Annotated in this window: 18 protein-coding genes; 5 read left to right on the top strand and 13 right to left on the bottom strand. The window is 73.2% G+C overall.

Annotation, left to right across the window (positions count from 1 at the left end):
• Positions 1–429 precede the first annotated feature (429 nt).
• Positions 430–1,437, bottom strand: a complete 1,008-nt coding sequence (locus AC07FV_RS31335; RefSeq protein ID WP_479090908.1) for a stage II sporulation protein M — start codon at positions 1,435–1,437, stop codon at positions 430–432.
• A 126-nt stretch (positions 1,438–1,563) separates the two neighbouring features.
• On the opposite strand from AC07FV_RS31335, the gene AC07FV_RS31330 reads away from it, so the two are divergent.
• Positions 1,564–2,532: an RDD family protein gene (locus AC07FV_RS31330; protein WP_479090906.1), complete on the top strand. Its 969-nt coding sequence runs from the start codon at positions 1,564–1,566 to the stop codon at positions 2,530–2,532.
• A gap of 49 nt (positions 2,533–2,581) precedes the next feature.
• Here AC07FV_RS31330 and AC07FV_RS31325 read toward each other — a convergent pair whose 3' ends face one another.
• From AC07FV_RS31325 to AC07FV_RS31285, 9 genes are all read right to left on the bottom strand, one after another.
• Positions 2,582–3,196: a hypothetical protein gene (locus tag AC07FV_RS31325; RefSeq protein ID WP_479090905.1), complete on the bottom strand. Its 615-nt coding sequence runs from the start codon at positions 3,194–3,196 to the stop codon at positions 2,582–2,584.
• Positions 3,197–3,351: 155 nt separating this feature from the next.
• Positions 3,352–4,809 carry an adenosylhomocysteinase gene (gene ahcY / locus AC07FV_RS31320; RefSeq protein ID WP_479090904.1) on the bottom strand — a complete coding sequence of 486 codons (1,458 nt, stop codon included), beginning with the start codon at positions 4,807–4,809 and terminating at the stop codon, positions 3,352–3,354.
• Between the two features lie 339 nt (positions 4,810–5,148).
• Positions 5,149–6,129: a cation diffusion facilitator family transporter gene (locus AC07FV_RS31315; protein ID WP_479090903.1), complete on the bottom strand. Its 981-nt coding sequence runs from the start codon at positions 6,127–6,129 to the stop codon at positions 5,149–5,151.
• A gap of 153 nt (positions 6,130–6,282) precedes the next feature.
• Positions 6,283–7,434 (bottom strand): mannose-6-phosphate isomerase, class I, encoded by a 1,152-nt coding sequence (gene manA / locus AC07FV_RS31310; protein WP_479090902.1) that lies wholly within the window; start codon positions 7,432–7,434, stop codon positions 6,283–6,285.
• A gap of 79 nt (positions 7,435–7,513) precedes the next feature.
• The gene (locus tag AC07FV_RS31305; RefSeq protein WP_479090901.1) at positions 7,514–8,641 is read right to left on the bottom strand and encodes an SIS domain-containing protein; all 1,128 of its coding nucleotides are present in this window, start codon (positions 8,639–8,641) and stop codon (positions 7,514–7,516) included.
• A gap of 107 nt (positions 8,642–8,748) precedes the next feature.
• Positions 8,749–8,919 (bottom strand): Trm112 family protein, encoded by a 171-nt coding sequence (locus AC07FV_RS31300; RefSeq protein WP_356608738.1) that lies wholly within the window; start codon positions 8,917–8,919, stop codon positions 8,749–8,751.
• 193 nt (positions 8,920–9,112) lie between these two features.
• A complete protein-coding gene (locus AC07FV_RS31295; RefSeq protein ID WP_479090899.1) occupies positions 9,113–10,477 on the bottom strand; it encodes a phosphomannomutase/phosphoglucomutase in 1,365 nt (454 codons plus the stop codon).
• An 89-nt stretch (positions 10,478–10,566) separates the two neighbouring features.
• On the bottom strand, positions 10,567–12,183 hold the full coding sequence (locus AC07FV_RS31290; protein WP_479090919.1) for an L-lactate permease: 1,617 nt from the start codon (positions 12,181–12,183) through the stop codon (positions 10,567–10,569).
• Between the two features lie 190 nt (positions 12,184–12,373).
• The gene (locus AC07FV_RS31285; RefSeq protein ID WP_383647907.1) at positions 12,374–12,796 is read right to left on the bottom strand and encodes a DUF3499 domain-containing protein; all 423 of its coding nucleotides are present in this window, start codon (positions 12,794–12,796) and stop codon (positions 12,374–12,376) included.
• A gap of 305 nt (positions 12,797–13,101) precedes the next feature.
• Here AC07FV_RS31285 and AC07FV_RS31280 point away from each other — a divergent pair, with 305 nt between their 5' ends.
• Positions 13,102–13,557 (top strand): metallopeptidase family protein, encoded by a 456-nt coding sequence (locus AC07FV_RS31280; protein ID WP_479090918.1) that lies wholly within the window; start codon positions 13,102–13,104, stop codon positions 13,555–13,557.
• Positions 13,558–13,609: 52 nt separating this feature from the next.
• Here the strand turns inward: AC07FV_RS31280 and AC07FV_RS31275 are convergent, their stop codons facing one another.
• From AC07FV_RS31275 to AC07FV_RS31265, 3 genes are all read right to left on the bottom strand, one after another.
• Complete coding sequence (locus AC07FV_RS31275; RefSeq protein WP_479090897.1) at positions 13,610–15,115, bottom strand: DUF5719 family protein; 1,506 nt, start codon at positions 15,113–15,115, stop codon at positions 13,610–13,612.
• Entirely contained in the window at positions 15,112–18,891 is a 3,780-nt protein-coding gene (locus AC07FV_RS31270; RefSeq protein ID WP_479090895.1) for a glycosyltransferase family 2 protein, read from the bottom strand. The genes AC07FV_RS31275 and AC07FV_RS31270 overlap by 4 nt, the downstream gene beginning before the upstream one ends.
• A 247-nt stretch (positions 18,892–19,138) precedes the next feature.
• Entirely contained in the window at positions 19,139–19,402 is a 264-nt protein-coding gene (locus AC07FV_RS31265; RefSeq protein ID WP_003975777.1) for a WhiB family transcriptional regulator, read from the bottom strand.
• A gap of 681 nt (positions 19,403–20,083) precedes the next feature.
• Between AC07FV_RS31265 and AC07FV_RS31260 the strand changes: the two genes are divergently transcribed.
• From AC07FV_RS31260 to AC07FV_RS31250, 3 genes are read left to right on the top strand one after another with little or no spacing between them, the layout of a single operon-like run.
• The gene (locus AC07FV_RS31260; protein ID WP_479090894.1) at positions 20,084–20,602 is read left to right on the top strand and encodes a cysteine dioxygenase; all 519 of its coding nucleotides are present in this window, start codon (positions 20,084–20,086) and stop codon (positions 20,600–20,602) included.
• Positions 20,603–20,635: 33 nt separating this feature from the next.
• Positions 20,636–21,595 carry a 2-phospho-L-lactate transferase gene (gene cofD, locus AC07FV_RS31255; RefSeq protein WP_383647901.1) on the top strand — a complete coding sequence of 320 codons (960 nt, stop codon included), beginning with the start codon at positions 20,636–20,638 and terminating at the stop codon, positions 21,593–21,595.
• Entirely contained in the window at positions 21,592–22,935 is a 1,344-nt protein-coding gene (locus tag AC07FV_RS31250) for a coenzyme F420-0:L-glutamate ligase (protein WP_479090892.1), read from the top strand. Before cofD ends, AC07FV_RS31250 begins: the two co-directional genes overlap by 4 nt.
• Positions 22,936–22,993: the final 58 nt, after the last annotated feature.

The raw sequence follows: 22,993 nt of genomic DNA, 5'->3' as shown, positions 1-22,993 counted from the left end.
ATCTGGCGTTGACTTTTGGCACGCTGTTGAGTTCTCAAGGAACGGACGCTTCCTTTGTACTCACCCGAGAGACTCTCTCAGGCTTTCCTCCGGGCTTTCCCTTCGGTCTTACGTTTCCGACTCTATCAGATCTTTCCGATCCGATTTCCTCGGTGCTTTCCAGGTTCTCGCTTTCGCGTTTCCCTTTCCGGCGGTTCCGACTTTATCAGAAGTTCCGGGCCGGTCTGACCGGCCGTTCTTTCCGATTAATCGGGAGAGTGCTTCGTCGAATTCAATGATTCGGGAGGAAGCAGATAGATTCTCGACGTCGCCCTCTGGGGTGAACCCGTCTACAGGCAACTGTTTGAATCTACCTCCCCGCTCGCTCCGTGTCAACGGCTCTTGCGGGAACGAAGAGGACACTAGCAGCTCCGCGGGGGCCGATGCACATCAGGCGGCCGTCGGCACGGTGGCGCTGCGTTCGGAGGCCTCGACGTCGCCCGTGTCACCGGCACGCGCGGCGCGTCCGCCCAGGACGTACACGTAGGCGAGGAAGGCCAGCTCGGCGACGACTCCGATGGTGATGCGTGCCCAGGTGGGCAGGCCCGAAGGGGTGACGAAGCCTTCGATCGCGCCGGAGACGAAGAGGACCAGGGCGAGGCCGATCGCCATGCCGATGGCGGCTCGGCCCTCTTCGGCGAGGGCGGTGCGTCGGGTGCGCGGGCCGGGGTCGATGAGGGTCCAGCCCAGCCGCAGACCGGTGCCGGCGGCCACGAAGACGGCGGTCAGTTCGAGCAGGCCGTGAGGGAGGACGAGGCCGAGGAAGGTGTCGAGGCGGCCGGCCGACGACATCAGACCGAAGCCGACGCCCAGGTTGAGCATGTTCTGGAAGAGGATCCAGATGACGGGCAGGCCGAGGAACACCCCGAGGATCAGGCAGAGCGCGGCCGCCCACGCGTTGTTCGTCCAGACCTGCGCGGCGAAGGAGGCCGCGGGGTTGCTGGAGTAGTACGTCTCGTACTGGCCGCCGGGGCGGGTCAGCTCGCGCAGTTCGGCGGGCGCCGCGATCGTGGACTGCACCTCCGGGTGGGTGCCGATCCACCAGCCCAGGAGCGCCGCGACAGCGGTCGACAGGAGGGCTGTGGGGACCCACCAGTGGCGGGCCCGGTAGACGGCGGCCGGAAACTGCCGGGTCAGGAAACGGGTGACGTCGCGCCAGGAGGCCCTGCGGGTGCCCGTCACCACGCTCCGCGCGCGGGCCACCAACTGGCTGAGCCTCCCGGTCAGCTGCGGGTCGGGCGCACTGGACTGGATGAGGGAGAGGTGGGTTGCCGTGCGTTGGTACAGGGCGACGAGTTCGTCCGTCTCGGCGCCGGTCAGTCGGCGCCGGCGTCGGAGCAGCGCGTCGAGGCGGTCCCACTCCGCGCGGTGGGCGGAGACGAAGACGTCGAGGTCCATCGGTGTGCCTGCTCCTCGGCTATCGTCAGCGGCTCGTCGTGGATCAGCTTGTCGTACTGCGGCGCGGTGTGTCCTCAGCTTGGCAGACTGGCGGGGACGGGGGCGGTGAGGGGAAGGGCGGCAGGAGTGAGTGAGCTGGTGACGGGTGAGGCGGTGGCGCTGGAGCTGCGTCCCGCGAGGCTGCCCAGCAGGGCGCTGGCCGTCCTGCTCGACCTGGCCGTGGCCGTGGCCGTCTACGTGGCGGTGACCGTCGCCCTGGTGGCGTCCACCGCTTCCCTGGACGTGGCGGCGCAGACCGCGCTGTCGATCGCGGCTTTCGTCCTCGTACTGGTGGGCGGTCCGATCGCGGTGGAGACGCTCAGCCACGGGCGCTCGCTCGGGAAGATGGCCTGCGGTCTGCGGGTGGTACGGGACGACGGCGGGCCGGTCCGGTTCCGGCACTCGCTGGTGCGAGGCCTGATCGGGGTGATCGAGATCCTGATGACGTTCGGCGTCGTCGCCTGCATCGCCTCGCTGGTCTCGGCGCGGGGGCGGCGGCTCGGTGACGTGTTCGCGGGGACCCTGGTCGTGCGGGAGCGGGTACCCGTGGCGCCGGCGGGCTTCATGCCGCCGCCTCCGCCCTGGCTCGCCGGTCGGTTCGCCGAGCTGGACCTGTCGGCGGTGCCGGACGATCTGTGGCTCGCCGTCCGTCAGTGCCTGACGCGGATGGGTCAGCTGGATCCCCGGGTCGGCTGGGCCATGGCGGAACGGCTCGCCTCCGATGTGGCGGCTCGTACGGGGGCGCCGGCGCCCCACGGGGTTCCGCCGGCCGCTTATCTGGCGGCGGTGGTGCAGGAGCGGCAGGTCCGGGAGGCGCGGCGGGCTTTCGGGGCGGCTCAAGGGGGCGGAGGGCCCGCGGTGACGGCGCCCGCGGCTTCTCCTGCGTACGTTTCCCCGGCGGCACCTCCCGCGCCGTGGGCGGCGCCCTCCGTGGCGCCCCCGGCGGGACCTCCCGCGGTGCCGCCGGCCGGCCCCGCGCAGGCAGGCGGGCCCGAGGTGACGCGGGAGGCTCCGTCGGAGGGCCGTTCCGGCACCGGGTTCGTGCCTCCGGCGTAGGCGGATCGGGCGGCGCCGGGGCGTCCCCGCGGTACTTGGGGCCGGACGCTCACGGGAACACGGACGGCGGTGACTCCAGGTCCTCCAGCTCGACGCCGGGGGCCGCGAGGACCACGTCTCCGGCGAGGTGCACGGCGTGCTGTTCGCCGGTGTCCAGGGCTGTGACCTGGTACGCGTCCACGGTCAGAGGGCCGTTGTCAGTGGCGTGTGCTTCTCTGTCCAGCAAGGCCCAGGACTGGTCCACGGTGCGGGGGGCGAGGACCGGGTCCGTGAGGGCCAGGAGGCGGACACGGGTGGCCGACCCGGAGGGGGTGAGGCGCAGCAGGCGGGCGACGGCGACGAGGAAGGCCGGGGACGAGCCGGTGAAGGCGTGGGCGCGCACATTGCCTTCGGTGGCGTGGACTCCGGTGGGGTCGGTGCGGACCCAGGTGACGCCGTCGATGGCCGCGCCGCGCACCTGCCAGCTCCCGGCGTGGAGTTCGAGGCGGATGGGGCGGCCGAGTTCGTCGAGAGCGAGGTCGACGGAGCCCTGGTGATCCCCGGTGGGCGTGGTCAGCCGGGAGACGTAGCGCCAGCCGGAGGGGCCCGGGGCGCATTGGAAGTGTTCTTCTCCGAGGGGGGTGTGGTCGTGCGGATCGTGGAGCGAATACCGGCCGCGGGGCATGGAGGTCCTGGGTGGTGACGGGCTGCTGGTCCGGCCGCTGAGGCGCCGACGGGACAGGCCCCCGGCACGGGGGTGCGGGGGCCTGTCCCGAAGGAGCCGGCAGTCGGCGGGTGCGTGCCGGTGCACGACGCGTACCCGCCCACTGCGCTGCGGGCTCAGTAGCGGTAGTGGTCCGCCTTGTACGGGCCCTCGACCTTGACGCCGATGTAGTCGGCCTGCTCCTGGCGGAGCGTGGTCAGCTTGACGCCGAGGGCGTCGAGGTGGAGGCGGGCGACCTTCTCGTCCAGGTGCTTGGGCAGCACGTACACGTCGGTCGGGTACTCGTCGGGCTTGGTGAACAGCTCGATCTGGGCCAGGGTCTGGTCCGCGAAGGAGTTGGACATCACGAACGACGGGTGGCCGGTGGCGTTGCCCAGGTTCAGCAGGCGGCCCTCGGACAGCACGATGAGGACCTTGCCGTCGGGGAAGGTCCAGGTGTGGACCTGCGGCTTGACCTCGTCCTTGACGATGCCGGGGATCTTGGCGAGGCCGGCCATGTCGATCTCGTTGTCGAAGTGGCCGATGTTGCCGATGATCGCCTGGTGCTTCATCTTGGCCATGTCCGCGGCCATGATGATGTCCTTGTTGCCCGTCGTCGTGACGAAGATGTCGGCCTTGTCGACGACCTCGTCCAGCGTCGTGACCTGGTAGCCGTCCATCGCCGCCTGCAGGGCGCAGATCGGGTCGATCTCGGTGATGATCACGCGGGCGCCCTGGCCGCGCAGCGACTCCGCGCAGCCCTTGCCCACGTCGCCGTAACCGCAGACGACCGCGGTCTTGCCGCCGATGAGGACGTCCGTGGCGCGGTTGATGCCGTCGATCAGGGAGTGGCGGCAGCCGTACTTGTTGTCGAACTTCGACTTCGTCACCGCGTCGTTGACGTTGATCGCCGGGAACAGCAGGGTGTCGTCGCGGTGCATCTCGTACAGGCGGTGGACGCCGGTCGTGGTCTCCTCGGTGACGCCGCGGATCTCCGACGCCAGCTGGGTCCACTTCTGGGAGCCGTCGGTGATGGTGCGGTTGAGGAGCTCGAGGATGACGCGGTGCTCGTCGTTCTCGGCGGTGTCGACGGACGGGACCTTGCCGTCCTTCTCGTACTCGACGCCCTTGTGGACGAGGAGGGTGGCGTCACCGCCGTCGTCCAGGATCATGTTGGGGCCGCCGGTGGGGGTGTTCGGCCAGGTCAGGGCCTGCTCCGTGCACCACCAGTACTCCTCCAGGGTCTCGCCCTTCCAGGCGAAGACCGGGACGCCCTGCGGGTCGTCCGGCGTTCCGTTCGGGCCGACGGCGATGGCGGCCGCGGCGTGGTCCTGGGTGGAGAAGATGTTGCAGGAGGCCCAGCGGACCTCGGCGCCCAGGGCGACCAGGGTCTCGATGAGCACGGCGGTCTGCACGGTCATGTGCAGGGAGCCGGTGACGCGGGCGCCGGCGAGCGGCTGGGCCTCGGCGTACTCCTTGCGGATCGCCATGAGGCCGGGCATCTCGTGCTCGGCGAGGGTGATCTCCTTGCGGCCGAACTCGGCCAGGGAGAGGTCGGCGACCTTGAAGTCCTGTCGGCTGTCGACAGTCGTCATTGCGAGCTGCTCCTCGGTGTTGGGGCGAGGTGGGTACGGCTGACCTGCGCGGCGGCGGACACAGGGGTGCCCAGGGGAGGACACAGGCATGCCCGCGTACGCGCAGCGCAGTCCGTCGGAGGCCCTCTCTCCCTCGGCCGGTCCGATGGCGGACCGCCCGACCGCCATCAGCAGCGACGTCTGGCTCCGTCCCAAGCTACACCGCGGTGCGCGCGGTCCCCAGTCCGCCTCCGAACACTTCCGGACGTATCCGGTGGGCCGGGGGTGGCGTGAGGGGGGAAGCCGACGGGGCCCGCCGAGTGGATCGGCGGGCCCCGGGGGGGTGCGGGTGCGGGGGTGTCAGTGGGCCGCGGGGGGCGCGCTCGGGCCACCGGGGGCGGCTTCGCGGTCGGCGCCCTTGGCGGCCTCGGTCTCGCTGTAGATGTCCGGCTCCAGGTAGATGACGCGGGCGATCGGGACGGCCTCGCGGATACGGGCCTCGGCCGCGTCGATGGCGGAGGCGATCTCGGTGGCCGTGCCGTCGTGGCGGACGGAGATCTTGGCGGCGACGAGGAGTTCCTCGGGGCCGATGTGGAGGGTGCGCATGTGGATGATGCCGGTGACCGTGTCGCCGGCGACGATGGCGCTCTCGATCTGCTGGACGGCCTCGGTGCCCGCGGCCTCGCCGAGCAGCAGGGACTTGGTCTCGGCGGCGAGGACCAGCGCGATCAGGATGAGCAGTACGCCGATGCAGAGGGTGCCGACGCCGTCCCAGACGCCGTCGCCGGTGAGCAGGGCCATGCCGACACCGCCGAGGGCGAGGACCAGGCCGACGAGGGCGCCGAGGTCCTCCAGGAGGACGACGGGCAGTTCGGGGGCCTTGGCGTGGCGGACGAACTCCTTCCAGGACTTCTTCCCGCGCAGGGTGTTGGACTCCTTGATGGCGGTCCGGAAGGAGAAGGCCTCGGCGATGATCGCGAAGACCAGTACGCCCACCGGCCAGTACCAGTGCTCGATCTCGTGCGGGTGCTTGATCTTCTCGTAGCCCTCGTACAGGGCGAACATGCCGCCGACCGAGAAGAGCACGATGGAGACGAGGAAGGCGTAGATGTAGCGCTCGCGGCCGTAGCCGAAGGGGTGTTGGGGGGTGGCGGCGCGCTGGGCGCGCTTGCCGCCGAGGAGCAGGAGTCCCTGGTTGCCGGAGTCGGCGAGGGAGTGCACGGACTCGGCGAGCATCGACGACGATCCACTGAAGAGGAACGCCACGAATTTCGCTACCGCGATCGAGAGGTTGGCGAGCAGTGCCGCCACGATCGCCTTGGTTCCGCCTGACGCGCTCATGTGTCGCGTTGTCCCTTCGCCTTCGTCTGCGTCCGTACGCCGGTGGGGGCTCGGCCGGTGATCGGCTCGCCCCTCCTTCGCGGTGCGCCATTGTTGCAGCCCGCGCGGGCCCCGACGTGCCGGATTCCCCGTCGTTCCCCCGTCAGACGTGCGTCAGGCGAGGACGGTGGCGCGGAAAAGGGTGCCGGTTCCGGACACTTCGGCTTTTTCTCCCGCGGCGACGAAGACGGACTGCCCGGGGGTGAGTTCGTGTGCGCCCACGCGCACGGTGCCCGCGGTGCAGAGCAGGATCTGCGGGGTGTCCAGGGTGAGTCGGCGGGTGCCGGAGCCCTCGGGGAGGACCCAGCGGGACAGGCGGAACTCGTCGATCGGGGTCTCGTAGACCTCTTCGCCCTCGGGGGACGCCTCGGGGCGCAGGATGCCGGGGTCGCCGGTTTCGAAGCGGACGATGCGCAGGAGTTCGGGGACGTCGACGTGCTTGGGGGTGAGGCCGCAGCGCAGGACGTTGTCGGAGTTGGCCATGATCTCGACGCCGAGGCCGTCGAGGTAGGCGTGCGGGATTCCGGCGCCGAGGTACAGGGCTTCGCCGGGCTGGAGCCGGACGTGGTTGAGGAGCAGGGCGGCGAGGACTCCGGGGTCGCCCGGGTAGTGGTGGGCGATGTCGGCGTAGGGCGCGTAGGCGCCGCCGAGGCGGTCGCAGGCGGCCGCGGTCTCGGTGACCGTGCGGGTCATCTCCTCGGGGTCGGCCGTGAGGATCGCGGTGAGGACCTCGCGCAGGGCGGCGTCCTCGGGGTGCGCGCGCAGCAGGTCGACGTAGGGCTTGAGGGAGGCGACGCCGAGGCCGTCGAGCAGGTCGGCCGTCTCGGTGGGGGCGCGGAAGCCGCAGAGGCCGTCGAACTCGGTGAGGGCGCAGATCAGTTCGGGCTTGTGGTTGGCGTCCTTGTAGTTGCGGTGCGGGGCGTCCAGGGGGACGCCCCGGCGCTCCTCGTCCTCGAAGCCCGCCCTGGCCTGGGTCAGATCGGGGTGGACCTGGAGGGAGAGCGGGGCGCCGGCGGCGAGGAGTTTGAGGAGGAAGGGCAGCCGGGGGCCGAACCTGGCCACGGAGGCGGCGCCCAGTTCCTTCTCGGGGTCGGCTTCGACGACTTCGGCTAGGGTGCCCCGGCCGGTGCGGGACGGGGCTCCGGGGTGGGCTCCCATCCACATCTCCGCCTGCGGCTCCCCGGTCGGCTCGGTGCCGAGGAGGGCGGGGATCGCGGTGGTGGAACCCCAGGCGTAGGGGCGGACGGTGTTGTCGAGGCGGTCCATGGGCTCTCTCTGCCGGTGCGTGTCCAGTGCGTGCTGGTGCGTGCGTACGAAGAAGAGGTACGCGAGGGTGCGTACGAGATCAGGCGCCCGAGGCGAGCGCCAGGTAAACGGCGGCGAAATCCGTGACGGCGATCAGTTCGGCGAGGGTCTCCAGCTCGTCGCCCAGCTCCGGCTCCAGCTCGCTGATCGGCGTGTCGTGGCCGAGGGCCAGGTCACGGGCGCCCGGGGCGGCGGTGAGGCCGCCGATGGGGCGGTCGCGCAGCAGCACCACGCGCGCGTGCAGGGCGGGTGCCTCCTCGACGCGGTCGCGGAAGAAGTCGTCGGGGTCGGCGCCCGCGGCGAGCCGGCCGGCGAGCAGGGCTTGGTGCGCGTCGAGCGCCTCGGGGAGTTCGGCGACGACGGCCGGGGTGCCGGAGAGTTCGGCGAGCGCGGCGGCGAAGCGGCGGCCCGCCGGTCCGGCCGAGATGCCCTCGGTCCACACCACGGGGAGGGATTCGGCCAGCTCGGCCGCCAGGGTCTTGGCGGGGTTGCTGTAGGTCACGACGGCGGGCCCGCAGCGCTCGGCGACCCGGTCGAGGCGGTCGGCGACCTTCTCGATGGCGTCGGGCGGCGCTTCGAGCAGCCCGGTGCGGTCCAGCAGCGCGAGGAGCGGGGTGAGCAGCGCCCACAGGACGCCGGGGGCGGCGCCGGCGAGGGGTTCGTCGTGGTCGTAGGGGGCGGTCGCCATCGGGATGAACAGGCCGTGCGAGCCGTTCACCGCGTCGCTGAGGGGGGTCCGGGCGGGGGCGACGGCGACGACCGTGCAGCCCCGGCGGTAGGCCTGTTCGGCGAGCAGGGCGAGGCCCGGCTCCGCTCCGTCGGGAGTGGCGATCAGCAGCAGGTCGACGGAGCCCGCCCAGCCGGGCAGCTCCCAGCGCAGGGCGCCCGCCGCGGGGGCGACGCCGGTGGGGGCGAGGCGGGTGACCGGGCTGCCGGCGCCGGCGAGGGTGCCGAGGAGGTCGGCGGCGTGGGTGGCCGCGGCGCCCGGACCGGCGATCAGGACGGCGCGGGGGCGGCCGTCGGGCCGGAGGTCGCCGACGCCGGCCTCGGCGGCGTGCCGGGCGGCGGTGCGTACCCGGGCGCCGGCCTCGGCGGCACCGCGGAGCAGGCCGCGGCGGTCGGCTTCGGTGAGGCGCTCCGGGGCGTCCAGGAGCGATTCGTCGAGCATGGCGGCAGTCTCCGATCGCCGGGGCGTTCGTTCGGTTGCGCGGGCGCCCGACCGGCGTCTGTCCGGGGCGGCGGGCCTCGTCGGTGCGGGGCGGCGGCGGGCCTCGTCTATGCGGGGCGGCGGGCCTCGTCGACGAGGAGGACGGGGATGCCGTCGCGGACCGGGTAGGCCAGGCCGCAGTCCTGGCCGGTGCAGATCAGCTCCGCGTCCCGCTCCTGGAGGGGGGCGTGGCAGGCCGGGCAGGCGAGGATCTCCAGGAGGCCGGCTTCGAGCGGCATGGGGGTTCCCTTCGGGGCGGTGGGGCTTGTGCGGATGTGCTGGTCAGGGTACCGCCGGTGACGGGGCCGGTGTCGGGGACGGGTGGGTGTCGCCGGGCCCGGCTTCGGTGACCTCGGGCGGGGTCGTCACCGATGTGGGCGGGGCCGTCGGTGACCGGCGTCGCGGGTGACTCCCCCGCCGACGACGGCGTGCTCAGGACCGGATGATCGCCAGGGCCTCGTCGCGGACCCTCGCCATCGTCGCCTCGTCACGGGCCTCGGCGTTGAGGCGCAGCAGGGGCTCCGTGTTGGACGGGCGGACGTTGAACCACCAGTCGGCCGCGGTGACGGTCAGGCCGTCCAGTTCGTCGAGGGTGACGTCGTCGCGGCCCTCGTAGGCGGCGCGGATCGCGTCGAGGCGGGCCGTCTGGTCGTCGACGGTGGAGTTGATCTCACCGGAGCCCGCGTAGCGGTCGTACTGGGCGACCAGGTCGGACAGGGGGCCCGGCTGGCCTCCGAGGGCGGCGAGGACGTGGAGGGCGGCCAGCATGCCGGTGTCGGCGTTCCAGAAGTCGCGGAAGTAGTAGTGCGCGGAGTGCTCGCCGCCGAAGATGGCGCCGGTCCTGGCCATCTCGGCCTTGATGAAGGAGTGGCCCACGCGCGTGCGTTCCGGTGTGCCGCCGTGTTCCGCCACGACCTCCGGGACGGACCAGGAGGTGATCAGGTTGTGGATGACGGTGCCCTTGCCGCCGTTGCGGGCCAGCTCCCGGGCGGCGACGAGGGCGGTGACCGCGGAGGGGGAGACCGGGTCGCCGTCCTGGTCGACGACGAAGCAGCGGTCGGCGTCGCCGTCGAAGGCGAGACCGAGGTCGGCGCCTTCCTCGCGGACGCGCTTCTGCAGGTCGACGAGGTTGGCCGGGTCGAGCGGGTTGGCCTCGTGGTTGGGGAAGGTGCCGTCCAGCTCGAAGTACATCGGCACCAGGTCGAGGGGCAGGCCGGCGAAGACCGAGGGGACGGTGTGGCCGCCCATGCCGTTGCCCGCGTCGACGACGACCTTCAGCGGGCGGATGGCGGTCAGGTCGACCAGGGAACGGAGGTGGGCGGCGTAGTCGGCGAGCGTGTCGCGCCGGGTGACGGTGCCCGGGCGCGGTGCCGGCTCCGGGGCGCCGGAGGTGCTCCAGCCCTCGACCAGGGCGCGGATCTCGGCGAGGCCGGTGTCCTGGCCGACGGGGGCGGCGCCCGCGCGGCAGAGCTTGATGCCGTTGTACCGGGCCGGGTTGTGCGAGGCGGTGAACATGGCGCCCGGCAGGTCCAGCGCGCCGGAGGCGTAGTACAGCTGGTCGGTGGAGCACAGGCCGATCAGGGTGACGTCGGCGCCCCGGGCGGCGGCCCCGCGCGCGAAGGCACCGGACAGGCCCGGGGAGGACGGCCGCATGTCGTGGCCGACCACGAGGGCGCGCGCGTCGGTCAGCTCGACGAAGGCGGCGCCGAACAGCTCGGCCAGCGTCTCGTCCCACTGGTCGGGGACGACACCGCGCACGTCGTACGCCTTCACGATCTGCGACAGATCAGCAGCCACGGCCAGCCTTTCCTCAAGTCCTGTCGGAGCCCACAAACTACCCGTAACCACGGAGCGGGCGCCGGGCGGTTCCCGAAGGTCAGGGCGGGTCAGGGCAGCATCCAGCCCAGGACCGGTGTGGACTGCCCGACCACGATCAGGCACATGACCAGGAGCAGGCCGAGGCTCCAGGGCAGTACCTTGCGCAGCAGGTCGCCCTCGCGGCCGGCCAGTCCGACGGCCGCGCAGGCGATGGTGAGGTTCTGCGGGGAGATCATCTTGCCGAGGACGCCGCCCGAACTGTTGGCGGCGGCGAGCAGTTCGGGTGACAGACCCGACTCCCGGGCGGCGGTCACCTGGAGGGCGCCGAAGAGCGCGTTGGCGGAGGTGTCGGAGCCCGAGACGGCGACACCGAACCAGCCGAGCACCGGGGAGAGGAAGGCCAGCCCGGCACCGGCCGCCGCGACGAAGTGGCCGATGGTGGCGGCCTGCCCGGAGAGGTTCATGACGTAGGCGAGGGCCAGCACGGAGGTGACGGTGAGGATGGCGAACCGCAGCTCGTGCACGGTCGCGAGCCACTCCTCGACCGCCACGCGCGCGTGCACGCCGAGGACGACGGCACTGGCCAGGCCGGCGAGCAGGACGAGGGTGCCGCCGGTGGAGACGACCGGCCAGGAGAAGACGTTGCCGCCGACCGGGTTCCCCGCGGGGTCGGCCACGTCCAGGAAGGGCCAGTCGTACGTCTGGGTCGCCCGCGCCAGCCAGTCCTTGACCGCCGGGATCTGCGCGACGGAGAAGACGGCGACGATCAGGGCGTAGGGCGCGTAGGCGCGCAGGACCTCCCGGCGCGGGTCGTCCTCGTCCAGTTCGTCGCTCCTCGCGCCGGTCAGCACGGCCGCGCGGACCGGCTCGGCGGCGGGCCGGCGGGCCTGTGGCACCGCGACCAGGGCCCCGGCGCCGAGGAGGGCGGCGGCGATGTCGGCGAGCTGGGCGGAGAAGTGGTTGGAGGCGACGAACTGGGCGACGGCGAAGGCGACTCCGCAGGCCGTCGCGGGTACCCAGGTCTCCCGCAGGCCGCGGCGCCCGTCGACCAGGGCGACCAGCAGCAGGGGGACGACGAGGGCCAGCAGGGGGGTCTGACGGCCCACCACGGAGGCGACGTCGTCCAGGGGCAGGCCGGTGACCTGGGCCAGCGTCACCACCGGGGTGCCCATCGCGCCGAAGGCGACCGGCGCGGTGTTCGCGACCAGCGCCACGACCGCCGCGCGCACGGGGTCGAAGCCGAGCGCCACGAGCATGACCGAGCAGATCGCTACGGGCGCGCCGAACCCGGCGAGTGCCTCCAGCAGGGCGCCGAAGCAGAAAGCGACGACCAGGGCCTGGATGCGGGGGTCGTCGGACAGCCGTCCGAAGGAGCGGCGCAGGATGTCGAAGTGCCGGGTGCGGACGGTCATCCGGTAGACCCAGAGGGCGTTCACGACGATCCACAGGATGGGGAAGATCCCGAACGCGGCTCCCTGGGCGGCGCTGGAGGCCGTCTGGTCCAGCGGCATGCCGTACGCCAGCCAGGCGACGAGCACGGCCGCCAGGAGGCCGGTGAAGCCCGCCAGGTGGGCCTTCATGCGGACGCCGCCCAGCAGGACGAGGACGATCACCAGGGGCAGGGCCGCCACCAGGGCGGACAGGGCGAGGGAACCGGCGACGGGTTCCAGTTCCTGGACGTACACGGGCGCCTCCCCGGATTCCGCCATGTGAAAGCGGTTTCTCGTGACATCCGGAATGGTCGTGTCCGCGACAAGGTGACGTCAATGGGTGTGTGGCAACGGGTGGGTTCGGGGTGGGCGAAGACACGGGGGTGGCCGAAGGTGGCGGAGCGGCCGGAGGTGCCGAGGTGGCCGAAGGTGGAGGACGGGCGGCTCAGTTGTCCGGCGAGCGCAGGACGCGCAGGTGGCCGCGGCGCGCGACCTCCATCGGATCGGCCGTCCGCGGACCGCCGCCGGCCTCGGCCGTCCGCTCCTGGGGGCGGGCCGCCTCGCGCACCGCGTTGGCGAGCGCTTCCAGGTCGTCACCGCTGGGGCGGGCCGGGGCCGAGCCGTCGAGCAGGCGGACGACCTCCCAGCCGCGCGGGGCGGTGAGGCGCTCGGAGTGCTCGGCGCACAGGTCGTAGCAGTGGGGTTCGGCGTAGGTGGCGAGCGGGCCGAGGACCGCGGTCGAGTCGGCGTAGACGTACGTCAGCGTCGCGACGGCGGGACGGCCGCAGGCGGTGCGCGAACAGCGACGTACAGGGCTCACGATGTTGGACGGTACCGCACTCTTGAGCGGGCCGCGACGACTCCCCACCAGGTCACACCCCCGTGTCGTGGTGTGAAACGCCCCACACGACCCTCCGGGCGCACCGCTGTGACCTGCACGGACGGTGGTTTGTCGGGTGTTCGCCGGATGTCCGGCCGCTGCGGGGGCGGTCGCGAACCGCGACGAACAGCGACATATGCCTTGAGGTCACCGGTCGCGGAGAGATACGGAATCGAGCCCAACCTTGGCTGGAACGGTCATCGGGCGACACGTCCTGCCACGCACCGCGGCGCGGGCCGGTACGCGTGTGCGGTCCGGCGCGCGGACCCGGCGGGGACTACCCTTCAGCGGTGATGGACAACCCCGTGACGCCCCGTGAGACCGGCCGCCCAGGACCCCGCCGTCGTGACCGCCACGGCCGGGGCATGCGGGGCCCGATCGCACCCCCGCAGGTACCGCTTGCCGCGAGCCGCGGCGAGGTCTTCGCGGACCTGGTGCAGGACTCCGTGGAGCGCCTGGAGCGGCGCTGGCCGCAGCTCGCCGACATCGACTTCCTGGTCCTGGAGGTGCCGCGGCTGGACGGCGCCGCCGACCAGGCGTGGAACGACGAGGCGGTGCCCCTCGGGACCGCGGAGCCCGCGCGGGAGGGGCGCCGGGGGCGGGTGGTCGTGTACCGGCGGCCGGTCGAGATCCGGACGAAGGGGCGGGACGAGCGGGCGGCGCTCGTGCACGAGGTGGTCGTCGAGCAGGTCGCGGAGCTGCTGGGGCTGACGCCGGAGACGGTGGACCCGCGGTACGGGGAGGACTGAGCGGGCGGGCGCGGCCCCATGGGAGTCACGGGCCCGCCGCTCGCGCGGCCCGCTACCTCTGGAGCACCGCCAGGTCCTCGTCCGCGTTCGGTACGGCGACCGTCCCCCGGTCGTCGGGGAGGCTCTGCACGGTGAAGGACGCGACGTCCTCGTCCTGCCCGGTCAGCGTGCGGGACCCGTACACCGGGCCGCCCGAGACCGTCTCGACGGTCAGCGCGTAGGTGCCCTCCAGGCCCGCCGGGACCGGAGCCTCGACGTCCTGGGTGGTGCCGCCCTTGATCGTGTACGTCTTGGTCGCCGTCGTGCCGCCCTCGGTGCCCGCCGACGCCGTGACCTTGACCTTCGCCGCCTGGCCGGGAGCGGTCAGGGACAACGTCGTGCTCTTGGCGCGGTTGTCCGCCGACGTCGCGCGCGCCCCGACCGGGTGGGCGGCGGGGATGAACGCGGACTCCTGCTCCGCGCCCTCGCCCCGCACGACCCGGACCGCGGCCACGACCGGCACCGACCGGCCCGTCGGCGTCAGCATCAGCGACCCGGCCTCGCCGCGCGTGACCTCTCCGAGGTCGATGGCCGTCGTCATGCCGGACTTCACGTGCACCGTCTCGTTCCCGGCGGGCGTGATCGGCCCGGTCGGCGAGGTCAGCCGCACCTTCAGGTCGGCGTCGGTGCCACCGGGCGTGAACAGCACCAGGCGTACGGCGGTGGCGTCGTCGGGGATGCCCGGCAGGACCAGCTCGCCGGACGGGTCCGCGGCCGCGGTCAGCCAGTCGCCGCCGGTCTTGTCGGACAGGGCCTGCACCGCGGCACCGACCCGTCCGCTGCGCACCGTGACGTGCACGGTGACGTCGGGCTCCTTGACGTCGGTGAGCGTGGACAGCAGCAGTGCCTCACTGGCGTGCGGTGCCACGGTGACGCCGTCCGCCACCGTGGTCTTCAGAGCGCCGTCCCTGCCGTACAGCTCGATGTCGACGACGGCCGCGGAGTCGTCGGGGTTGGTCAGGTGCACGTAGTCGGTGCGGTCGGCGGTCGTGGCCGCTCCCGGGAACCAGAACTCCGTGTCCGGTGCGGCGCAGTTGACGCCCTGGAGTCCCCGGCCGGTGCCGGCGGCGACCTCCGTGGTCTGCTGCACCGTCCAGCCGGGGGCGTGGCTCCCCGTCGCGGTCCCGACGAGCGCGGGCGTCTCGGCCCCGGAGTCCTTCCCGGTGACCGGCACCCCGGGCGCCCCGGGCTGCACGACGGGCTTCCCGGGCTTCTCCCCGTCCTCGGCCTCCCCGCCCTCCGCCTCGCCGGACGCCGCGCCCGCGGCCGCCGCCGTGAGGGCGGCCTCGCCCTTCTCGTCGGCGCCCTTGGTGACGGGCGTGAAGGAGGTGTACGCCGTCTCGGCGAGGTCCGAGGTGCTGGGCGCCGGGCAGGACAGCGTGGTGCGCTCCACGGGGAGCCGGGCGGCGGGCTCGGCGGTGTCCGCGCCGGTGGAGTCCGGGGTGGACACCGCCGCGAACCCGGTGACGGCCGCGAGGGCCGCCGTGCCGGCGATCAGGGACAGGGTGGTGCGCTTCACTGCTGGCTCCCGTCGGGACGCTCACGGCCGGTGCCGTGCGGGTCGTGGGCCTGCGAGGGGTCGTAGGGCGTGGGGTACCCGCCCTGGCCGTACGCCTGACCGTAGGCGGGGTCGTACGGCCCGGCCTCCTGGGACGGGTCGGCCGGATCGCCGTAGGCGTACGGGTCGTACGGCCCCGCGTCGTACTGACCGCCCTGACCGCCCTGACCGCCCTGGGCACCCTGGTAGGCGTCCGCCTGGTACGGGTCACCCTGGTACGGCTGCTGCTGCGCGTACGCGGCCGGGTCGTAGGAGGGCGCGCTCCGGTACTGGTCGCCGCCGTACGGGTCGTAGGAGCCGTGGGCGGCGTCGGTGTACTCAGGGGTGTCCCACGTGCCGTACGCCGGCTGCTGCGGGACCGCCGCGGGTGGTGCTCCGGGGGGCGGGGCGCCCTCCGTGGAGGCGTCCTGCCCGGCCATCGGCCCGGTGTCCGCGCCGGTTTCGGCCTCCGCCTCGGCCTGCGCCCGCAGTCGCCGGGCGCGGCGGCCCTCGCCCTCGACGGCCTCGGCCGCGACGAGTTGCTCCTCGGGCAGGTCGTCGTCGACGTCGCGGCGCCTGCCGGGCAGGGCGAGGACGACCAGGACCACGGCGAGCAGGCCCTGGGCCCAGAGCCAGACGGTGTGGGTGAACGGGGCGTCGTAGGTGACGGCCAGCTTCCCGCCGGCGGCGGGGAGTTCGAAGCCCTGTGCCCAGCCGTCGACGGTGGTGCGGGTGAGCGGTGTGCCGTCCAGGGTCGCCGTCCAGCCCTCGGCGGCGGTGTCGGCGAGGCGCAGCACGCGTCCGTCGGCACCGGACGGGATCTCGGTGCGGATCTCGACGGGACCGGCGGCCACGGGGCGCGGCGCCTGGGCGTCCGCCCCCTCGCCGGTGACGATCGTCGCGCGCGCGACCTCCTGGTCCACGCGCCACAGGCCGCTGCCGTCCTGCTGGCTGAGCCGGTTGAGGCCGGGCGTGGCGTCCAGGACGCGGGTGACCTCGCGGGGCGCGCCCTTGTGCACGAGGACGTAGCGCACGGCGTAGCCGCCGAGCTGGTCGGCCTGGTCGGCGCCGGAACCGGCGACGAGGTTGGCGACGACCTTGTCGAGTCCCTCGTTCCCGCCGTCCCCGGCGGACAGTTCGCCGTCGCCCAGGCGTGCGCCGGAGCCGCGCACCAGCGTGTAGCTCACGTGGGTGGCGGAGTCGCTGTCGAGGACGAGGGTGCGGGCCTGGTCGTGGGTGCGGCTCTCCTCGGCGACGAACGCGGGCACCTGGACGGGGTCGCGCCGCTCCAGGGGTCCGTCGGCGCCGCCGATCATCCAGCCGGTGGCGGCGATCAGTGGTCCGACGGCCGAGGCGAGGGCGATCAGGGCGGCGACCGGCTGGCGCCAGCCGAAGCTCTGCTCGGCCACGCGCGAGCGTGCCCCGTCGGCGCCGAGGGCCGCCGCGGAGAGCAGGGCGATGCCGTAGACGAGGGTGGCGGGGCCGGCCCAGACGGAGCGGTTGGAGAGCACCGCGAAGACCAGGGCGACCAGGGCGACGGCCCAGGCCGCGCGGATGCCCAGTTGTCGCTCCGAGCGGAGCAGGGCGGCCAGCGCGGCGAGCACGATGCCGATGAGGACCAGCCCGCCGACCGTACCGGGGCCGCCGGGGCTCGCGCCGAGCAGGTCTAGGGCGGAGGCGGCCGAGGCGCCGTACTCCAGGCCGGCCTCGTCGAGGAAGCCGAACGGGAGCAGCGACAGCGACCAGGGGGCGAGGAGCAGCAGCGGGGTGCCGAGCTGGACGAGGAAGCGCGGCCCGTACGCCGTGATGTCGCTGCGGCGCAGTACCAGCACGCCGATGCCGAGGAGCAGCGCGACGGGCCACACGACGGGCGTGAAGGCGGTGGTGATCGTCAGCAGCAGCGCGTACGCCCAGGTGGCCCGCCAGCTGCCGCGGGCGCCCGTGGAGTGGGAGAGGCCGGCCGCCGCGACGCCCGCGCGCGCGATGAGCGGCAGCAGCACGGCGAGGACGGCGGTGCCGAGGCGGCCGCCGGCGAGGGCGCCGGTGGCGGCGGGCAGGAAGGCGTAGGCGACGGCCGCCCACGCGCGCAGCAGCCGGGAGGTGACGAGCGGGCGGGAGGCGAAGTACGCGGTGACGCCGGCCAGGGGCACCGAGCAGACCAGCAGCAGGGTGACGGCGAGGCCGGTGGAGCCCAGCAGCAGGGAGGCGAGCGCGGCGACGAGCGCGAGGTAGGGCGGTGCGGAGGCGGTGCCGCCGGTGCCCACCGTGTGCCAGGCGTCGGTGTAGCGCGACCACAGCTCGCCGGCGTCGGCCGGGGCGGGCAGCAGGGCGCCGCCCGCCAGCGCGCCGCCGCCGAACAGGGCGCGGCAGGCGACCAGGGAGGCGAGCAGCAGCACCAGGAAGAGCAGCGGGCCCGGCTTGCGGGCGATGCGCTTGAGGCGGGCGAACTGCTCGATCTCCAGGAAGTCGGCGTCGTCGCCGCCGGGTCCGGACTCGATGCCGCCGCCGTGGCGTCCGGCGCCGGTGGCCGTCTCGGCGTCGGAGCTGCCGACGAGGTTGCCCGCGACCTGTTCGACGGTGACCCGGACGGTCGCGCCGGGCGGCGGGAAGAGGGCGCGCAGTTCGTCCTTCTCCACCTGCGGGCGGCCGCGTTCCCTGCGTCCGGCGACGATCCGCTCGGGGCGCAGCAGGACGCTCAGCAGGCCCCGGATCTCGTCGAGTGCCTGTCCGGGGACCTTGCCGACGAGATAGGCGAGGGTGCGCAGCACGGTGCCGACGACGATGCGCAGCAGCACCCAGGGCAGCACGGCCGTGCGGACGTTGACCAGGAGGGTGTGGACGGCGCCGGCCTTGTCGACCTTGTGCGGGGAGGCGGTGGTGCGGCCGGCGCAGTCGACCGCGCGGCGCTCGCGGGAGGCCGCCTCGGCGTGGCGGACGACCGCCTCGGGGGCGACGAGGACGCGGAGTCCGGCGGCGTGCGCGCGCCAGCACAGGTCGACGTCGTCGCGCATCAGGGGCAGCCGGCGGTCGAATCCGCCGAGCCGCTCGAAGACGTCGCGCCGGATCAGCATGCCGGCGGTGGAGACGGACAGGACGGTCCGGACGTGGTCGTGCTGGCCCTGGTCCTGCTCACGGCGGTCCAGACCGGTCCAGCGGCGGCCGGAGTTGGCGATGGAGACGCCGACCTCCAGCAGTTGCCTGCGGTCGTACCAGCCGCGGAGCTTGGGGCCCACGACGGCGACGTCGTCGCGGCCGAGTTCGTACTCGGTGTCCACGACGCGCAGCAGCTGGGCGAGGGCGTCGGGTTCGGGGGCGCAGTCGTCGTGCAGCAGCCACAGCCACTGCACCGGCTCTCCGTGGGGAAGCTCCGGCAGGTCGTAGGCGTCGTCGCGCCAGGTGCGGGTGACGGGGTCCCAGCCGCTGGGCCGCCGCAGGTACGCCAGGTCGTCCGGGGTGAGGACGGGGGCGGTGCGGGCGGCCTCCTCGACGGCCTGGCCGAAGCCGGTGCGACGGGCGAGGTGGAGTACCCGGTCGTCGCCGAGGGCCTCGGTGACCAGCCGGGCGGAGTCGTCGGCGCTGCCGGTGTCGGCGGCGACCGCGTACTGGACGGGGCGCTCCTGGCCGAGCAGCCCGGCGAGCGCGTCGGGCAGCCAGCGGGCTCCGTCGTGGGCGACGAGGACCGCGGTCACCACGTGACGCGGGAACTCAGGTGTGGCAGCGAGGTCTTGCTGGGCTGCCGTGTGGCTGTGCACGGACATCGAGGTACGGGCCCCGGTTCGGTGGACTGCGGTGGACGCCCGTGCCTGTGGGGGTGGCGGGGCGTCTCGGACGAGCGCCCACACTATCGGCTGGGCAGGACCACGGCCCGCCGCCTGTGGACAACCCACCCGCGACGGGCCGTTACCGCTTTCTCCACCGCTGTGCGCGTGTGCCCGTACATGTACGTGTGCCCGTACCCGTACGTGTCCGCCGCACCGTCCGCCGTACCGTCCGTCGGACGGCGGGTCAGACGGCGGCCTTCTTCAGCCGGCGGCGTTCCCGCTCGGACAGGCCGCCCCAGATGCCGAAGCGCTCGTCGTTGGCGAGGGCGTACTCGAGGCACTCGGAGCGGACCTCGCAGGCGAGGCAGACCTTCTTGGCCTCCCGGGTGGAGCCGCCCTTCTCGGGGAAGAAGGACTCGGGGTCGGTCTGGGCGCACAGTGCGCGCTCCTGCCAGCCGAGTTCCTCGTCCGCGTCGTCGACCAGCAGTTGCTGCACCAGCTCGGTCATGTGCGCCCCTCGTCTGTCTTTCGCGTCCCCGTGATCCAGCCGTTATCGATTCCGGCTGAACGACACGAGTGAAATTACAAGTGTGCTGCTACGGGCGAGTCAAGCCGAGATCTGCTATTGGGTCCCTTATTCACTCTGCGGAACCAAGGCCATGCGGAAAGTGTTCAAATCGCCTTAAACCTTGACATACCAATAGGGCTCACAGGGGCACCGCCCCCGCGCAGAGCCTGCGCCAGGAAGGACGCTCCGGTGTTCGATCCCGTTCCGATACACACGCCGAAGCGAACCTGATCACAGTCGGATCACGGAGTCGCAACGGGGGTTGTGCGCCCGGCTTGTGCGCCATGTGTCCCCGAAGCCGCCTGAGCAAACCTTTCACCTTTCAGATGAACCGGATGAGGTGAAGCATGTCCCACATAACGGTCATCGAGTTGACAGTGCCGGTGTGAACCGCTGTCCTTGTGGGCATGCTCGCGAACTTGCCGCTCACCTCGACCCGCACCGCCGGGTCCCACGGTGCCGCGCGCGCTCGCTGTAGCTGTTGTCGCCTTTCCGGTTGTTGAGCCCACCGCGCTCCGGCCGTCCTCGGGTCCACGCGACCCGGCCGTCCGCCCCCCTCGCCCCACCAGGGCCGTTCTTCGCCGTCTCCCCCGCACTCTCCTGCCGAGGAACCACCGACCCATGAACAGCGACAGCGACCTCCAGATCGCCGGCGACATCCTCGAAGTCCCCCACCTCCTCCAGGCGCCGCGCGAGCACCCCTCGACGGTCGCCGAGTTCGCCGGCCTGGCCCGTTCCCTCGCCGCCGACCGCTCCGCCTGGGAGCACCTGGTCCGGTACGACGCGACGACCCGCTGGTACCACCGGCTGCGCACCGGCCCCGGCTACGAGGTGTGGCTGCTGTCCTGGGTGCCGGGGCAGGGCAGCGGGCGCCACGACCACGGCCTGTCCTCCGGTGTGCTGACCGTCCTGGACGGCACGCTGACCGAGCGCACCCTGCGCGGCACGCGCACGCTGGAGACGGGGGCGCAGCGGGTCTTCGCGCCGGGGTACGTGCACGACGTGGGCAACGACGCGCTGGAGCCGGCGGTCAGTCTGCACGTGTACTACCCCGGGCTGACGGAGATGCCGATGCACGCCCCCCAGTGCTCGGCCGCCGTGCCGCGGGACGCGGACGCCGGTGCCGTGACGACTGCCTGACGCGGTGTCGTACCCGCCTGCAAGACTGGGGCCATGCGCATTGTGGTTCTGGCAGGCGGCATCGGTGGTGCCCGGTTCCTGCGTGGTCTGAGGCAGGCCGCGCCGGACGCGGACATCACGGTCATCGGCAACACCGGGGACGACATCCACCTCTTCGGGCTGAAGGTCTGCCCGGACCTCGACACGGTGATGTACACGCTCGGCGGCGGCATCGACGAGGAGCAGGGCTGGGGGCGGGCCGACGAGACCTTCCACCTGAAGGAGGAGCTCGCGGCGTACGGCGTCGGCCCCGAGTGGTTCGGGCTCGGCGACCGGGACTTCGCCACGCACATCGTGCGGACCCAGATGATCACCGCGGGCTTCCCGCTCAGCGAGGTGACGCAGGCGCTCTGCGACCGCTGGAAGCCCGGGGTGCGGCTCATCCCGATGAGCGACGACCGGGTGGAGACCCATGTCGCCGTCGAGCTGGACGGGGAGCGCAAGGCGGTCCATTTCCAGGAGTACTGGGTGCGGCTGCGCGCCTCGGTCCCGGCCGAGGCGGTCGTCCCGGTCGGCGCCGACCGGGCGAAGCCCGCGCCCGGCGTCCTGGAGGCCATCGCGGAGGCGGACGTGATCCTCTTCCCGCCGTCCAACCCGGTCGTCTCCATCGGCACGATCCTCGCCGTGCCCGGCATCCGGGAGGCGATCGCCGAGGCCGGGGTGCCGGTGATCGGCCTGTCCCCGATCGTCGGGGACGCGCCCGTGCGCGGGATGGCCGACAAGGTGCTCGCGGCGGTCGGCGTGGAGTCCACGGCGGCCGCGGTCGCCGAGCACTACGGCTCGGGGCTGCTCGACGGCTGGCTGGTCGACACGGTCGACGCGGAGTCCGTCACACGCGTGAAGGCGGCCGGCATCCTCTGCCGCGCCGTCCCGCTGATGATGACCGACCTCGACGCGACGGAGCGGATGGCCCGGGAGGCGCTGACGCTGGCGGAGGAGGTGCGGGAGGCGTGAGCGGCGTCCTGCGAGCCGGTGGACCCGGTGACTCCCCCGCCGACCGGGAGGGCTACCGGGTGTGGGCGGTCCCCGGTCTGCCGGAGGTGCAGCCGGGCGACGACCTGGCCAAGTTGATCGCGGCGGCCGAGCCCGGACTGACCGACGGGGACGTGCTGCTCGTCACCTCGAAGATCGTCTCCAAGGCCGAGGGCAGGATCGTCCGGGCAGCCGACCGGGAGGCCGCGATCGACGCGGAGACCGTACGGGTGGTGGCCCGGCGCGGCGCCCTGCGCATCGTCGAGAACCGGCAGGGCCTGGTCATGGCGGCGGCCGGGGTCGACGCGTCCAACACGCCCGCCGGGACGGTGCTGCTGCTCCCCGAGGACCCGGACGCGTCCGCGCGCGGCATCCGCGCCGGTCTGCGCGACGTGCTGGGCGTGGACGTCGGCGTCGTCGTCACCGACACGTTCGGGCGGCCCTGGCGGGCCGGGCTCACGGACGTCGCGATCGGCGCCGCCGGGGTGCGGGTCCTCGACGACCTCCGCGGCGGCACGGACGCGCACGGCAACGCGCTCGGGGCCACCGTCGTCGCCACCGCCGACGAGCTGGCCGCCGCGGGCGACCTGGTCAAGGGCAAGGCCGCGGGGCTGCCCGTCGCCGTCGTGCGCGGGCTGCCCCTGGTGGTCACCGGGGACGACGGCCAGGGCGCGCGGGCGATGGTGCGCGGCGCGCGCGACGACATGTTCCGGCTCGGCACGTCGGAGGCGGTACGGCAGGCGGTCACCCAGCGCCGTACGGTGCGAACCTTCACGGACGAGCCGGTCGATCCCGGTTCCGTGCGCCGGGCGGTGGCGGCCGCGGTGACGGCGCCGGCACCGCACCACACGACGCCGTGGCGGTTCGTGCTGCTGGAGTCGCCGGAGTCGCGGGTCCGGCTGCTGGACGCGATGCGGGACGCGTGGATCGCGGACCTGCGGCGGGACGGCAAGAGCGAGGAGTCGATCGCCAAGCGCATCCGGCGCGGGGACGTGCTGCGCGGCGCGCCGTACCTCGTCGTCCCCTGCCTGGTGACGGACGGAGCGCACACCTACGGGGACGCCCGGCGGGACGGCGCCGAGCGGGAGATGTTCGTGGTGGCCACCGGCGCCGGTGTGCAGAACCTGCTCGTCGCGCTGGCGGCGGAGCGGCTGGGCTCCGCGTGGGTCTCCTCGACGATGTTCTGCCGGGACGTCGTGCGCGAGGTGCTGGGGCTGCCGGGCGACTGGGACCCGATGGGCGCGGTGGCGGTCGGTCATCCGGCCGAGGAGCCGAAGGCGCGACCGGAGCGGACCGCGGAGGCCTTCATCGAGGTGCGGTGAGCGGTCCGGGCGAGCCTCTACCCTCGTAGGGTCCCCTTCTTCAGCGCCGTCTCCCGTA

It is taken from the genome of Streptomyces sp. NPDC045956 (assembly GCF_056430705.1).
Note: the sequence above shows the minus strand (reverse complement) of the source record. Positions and strands in the feature narration are given on the sequence as shown.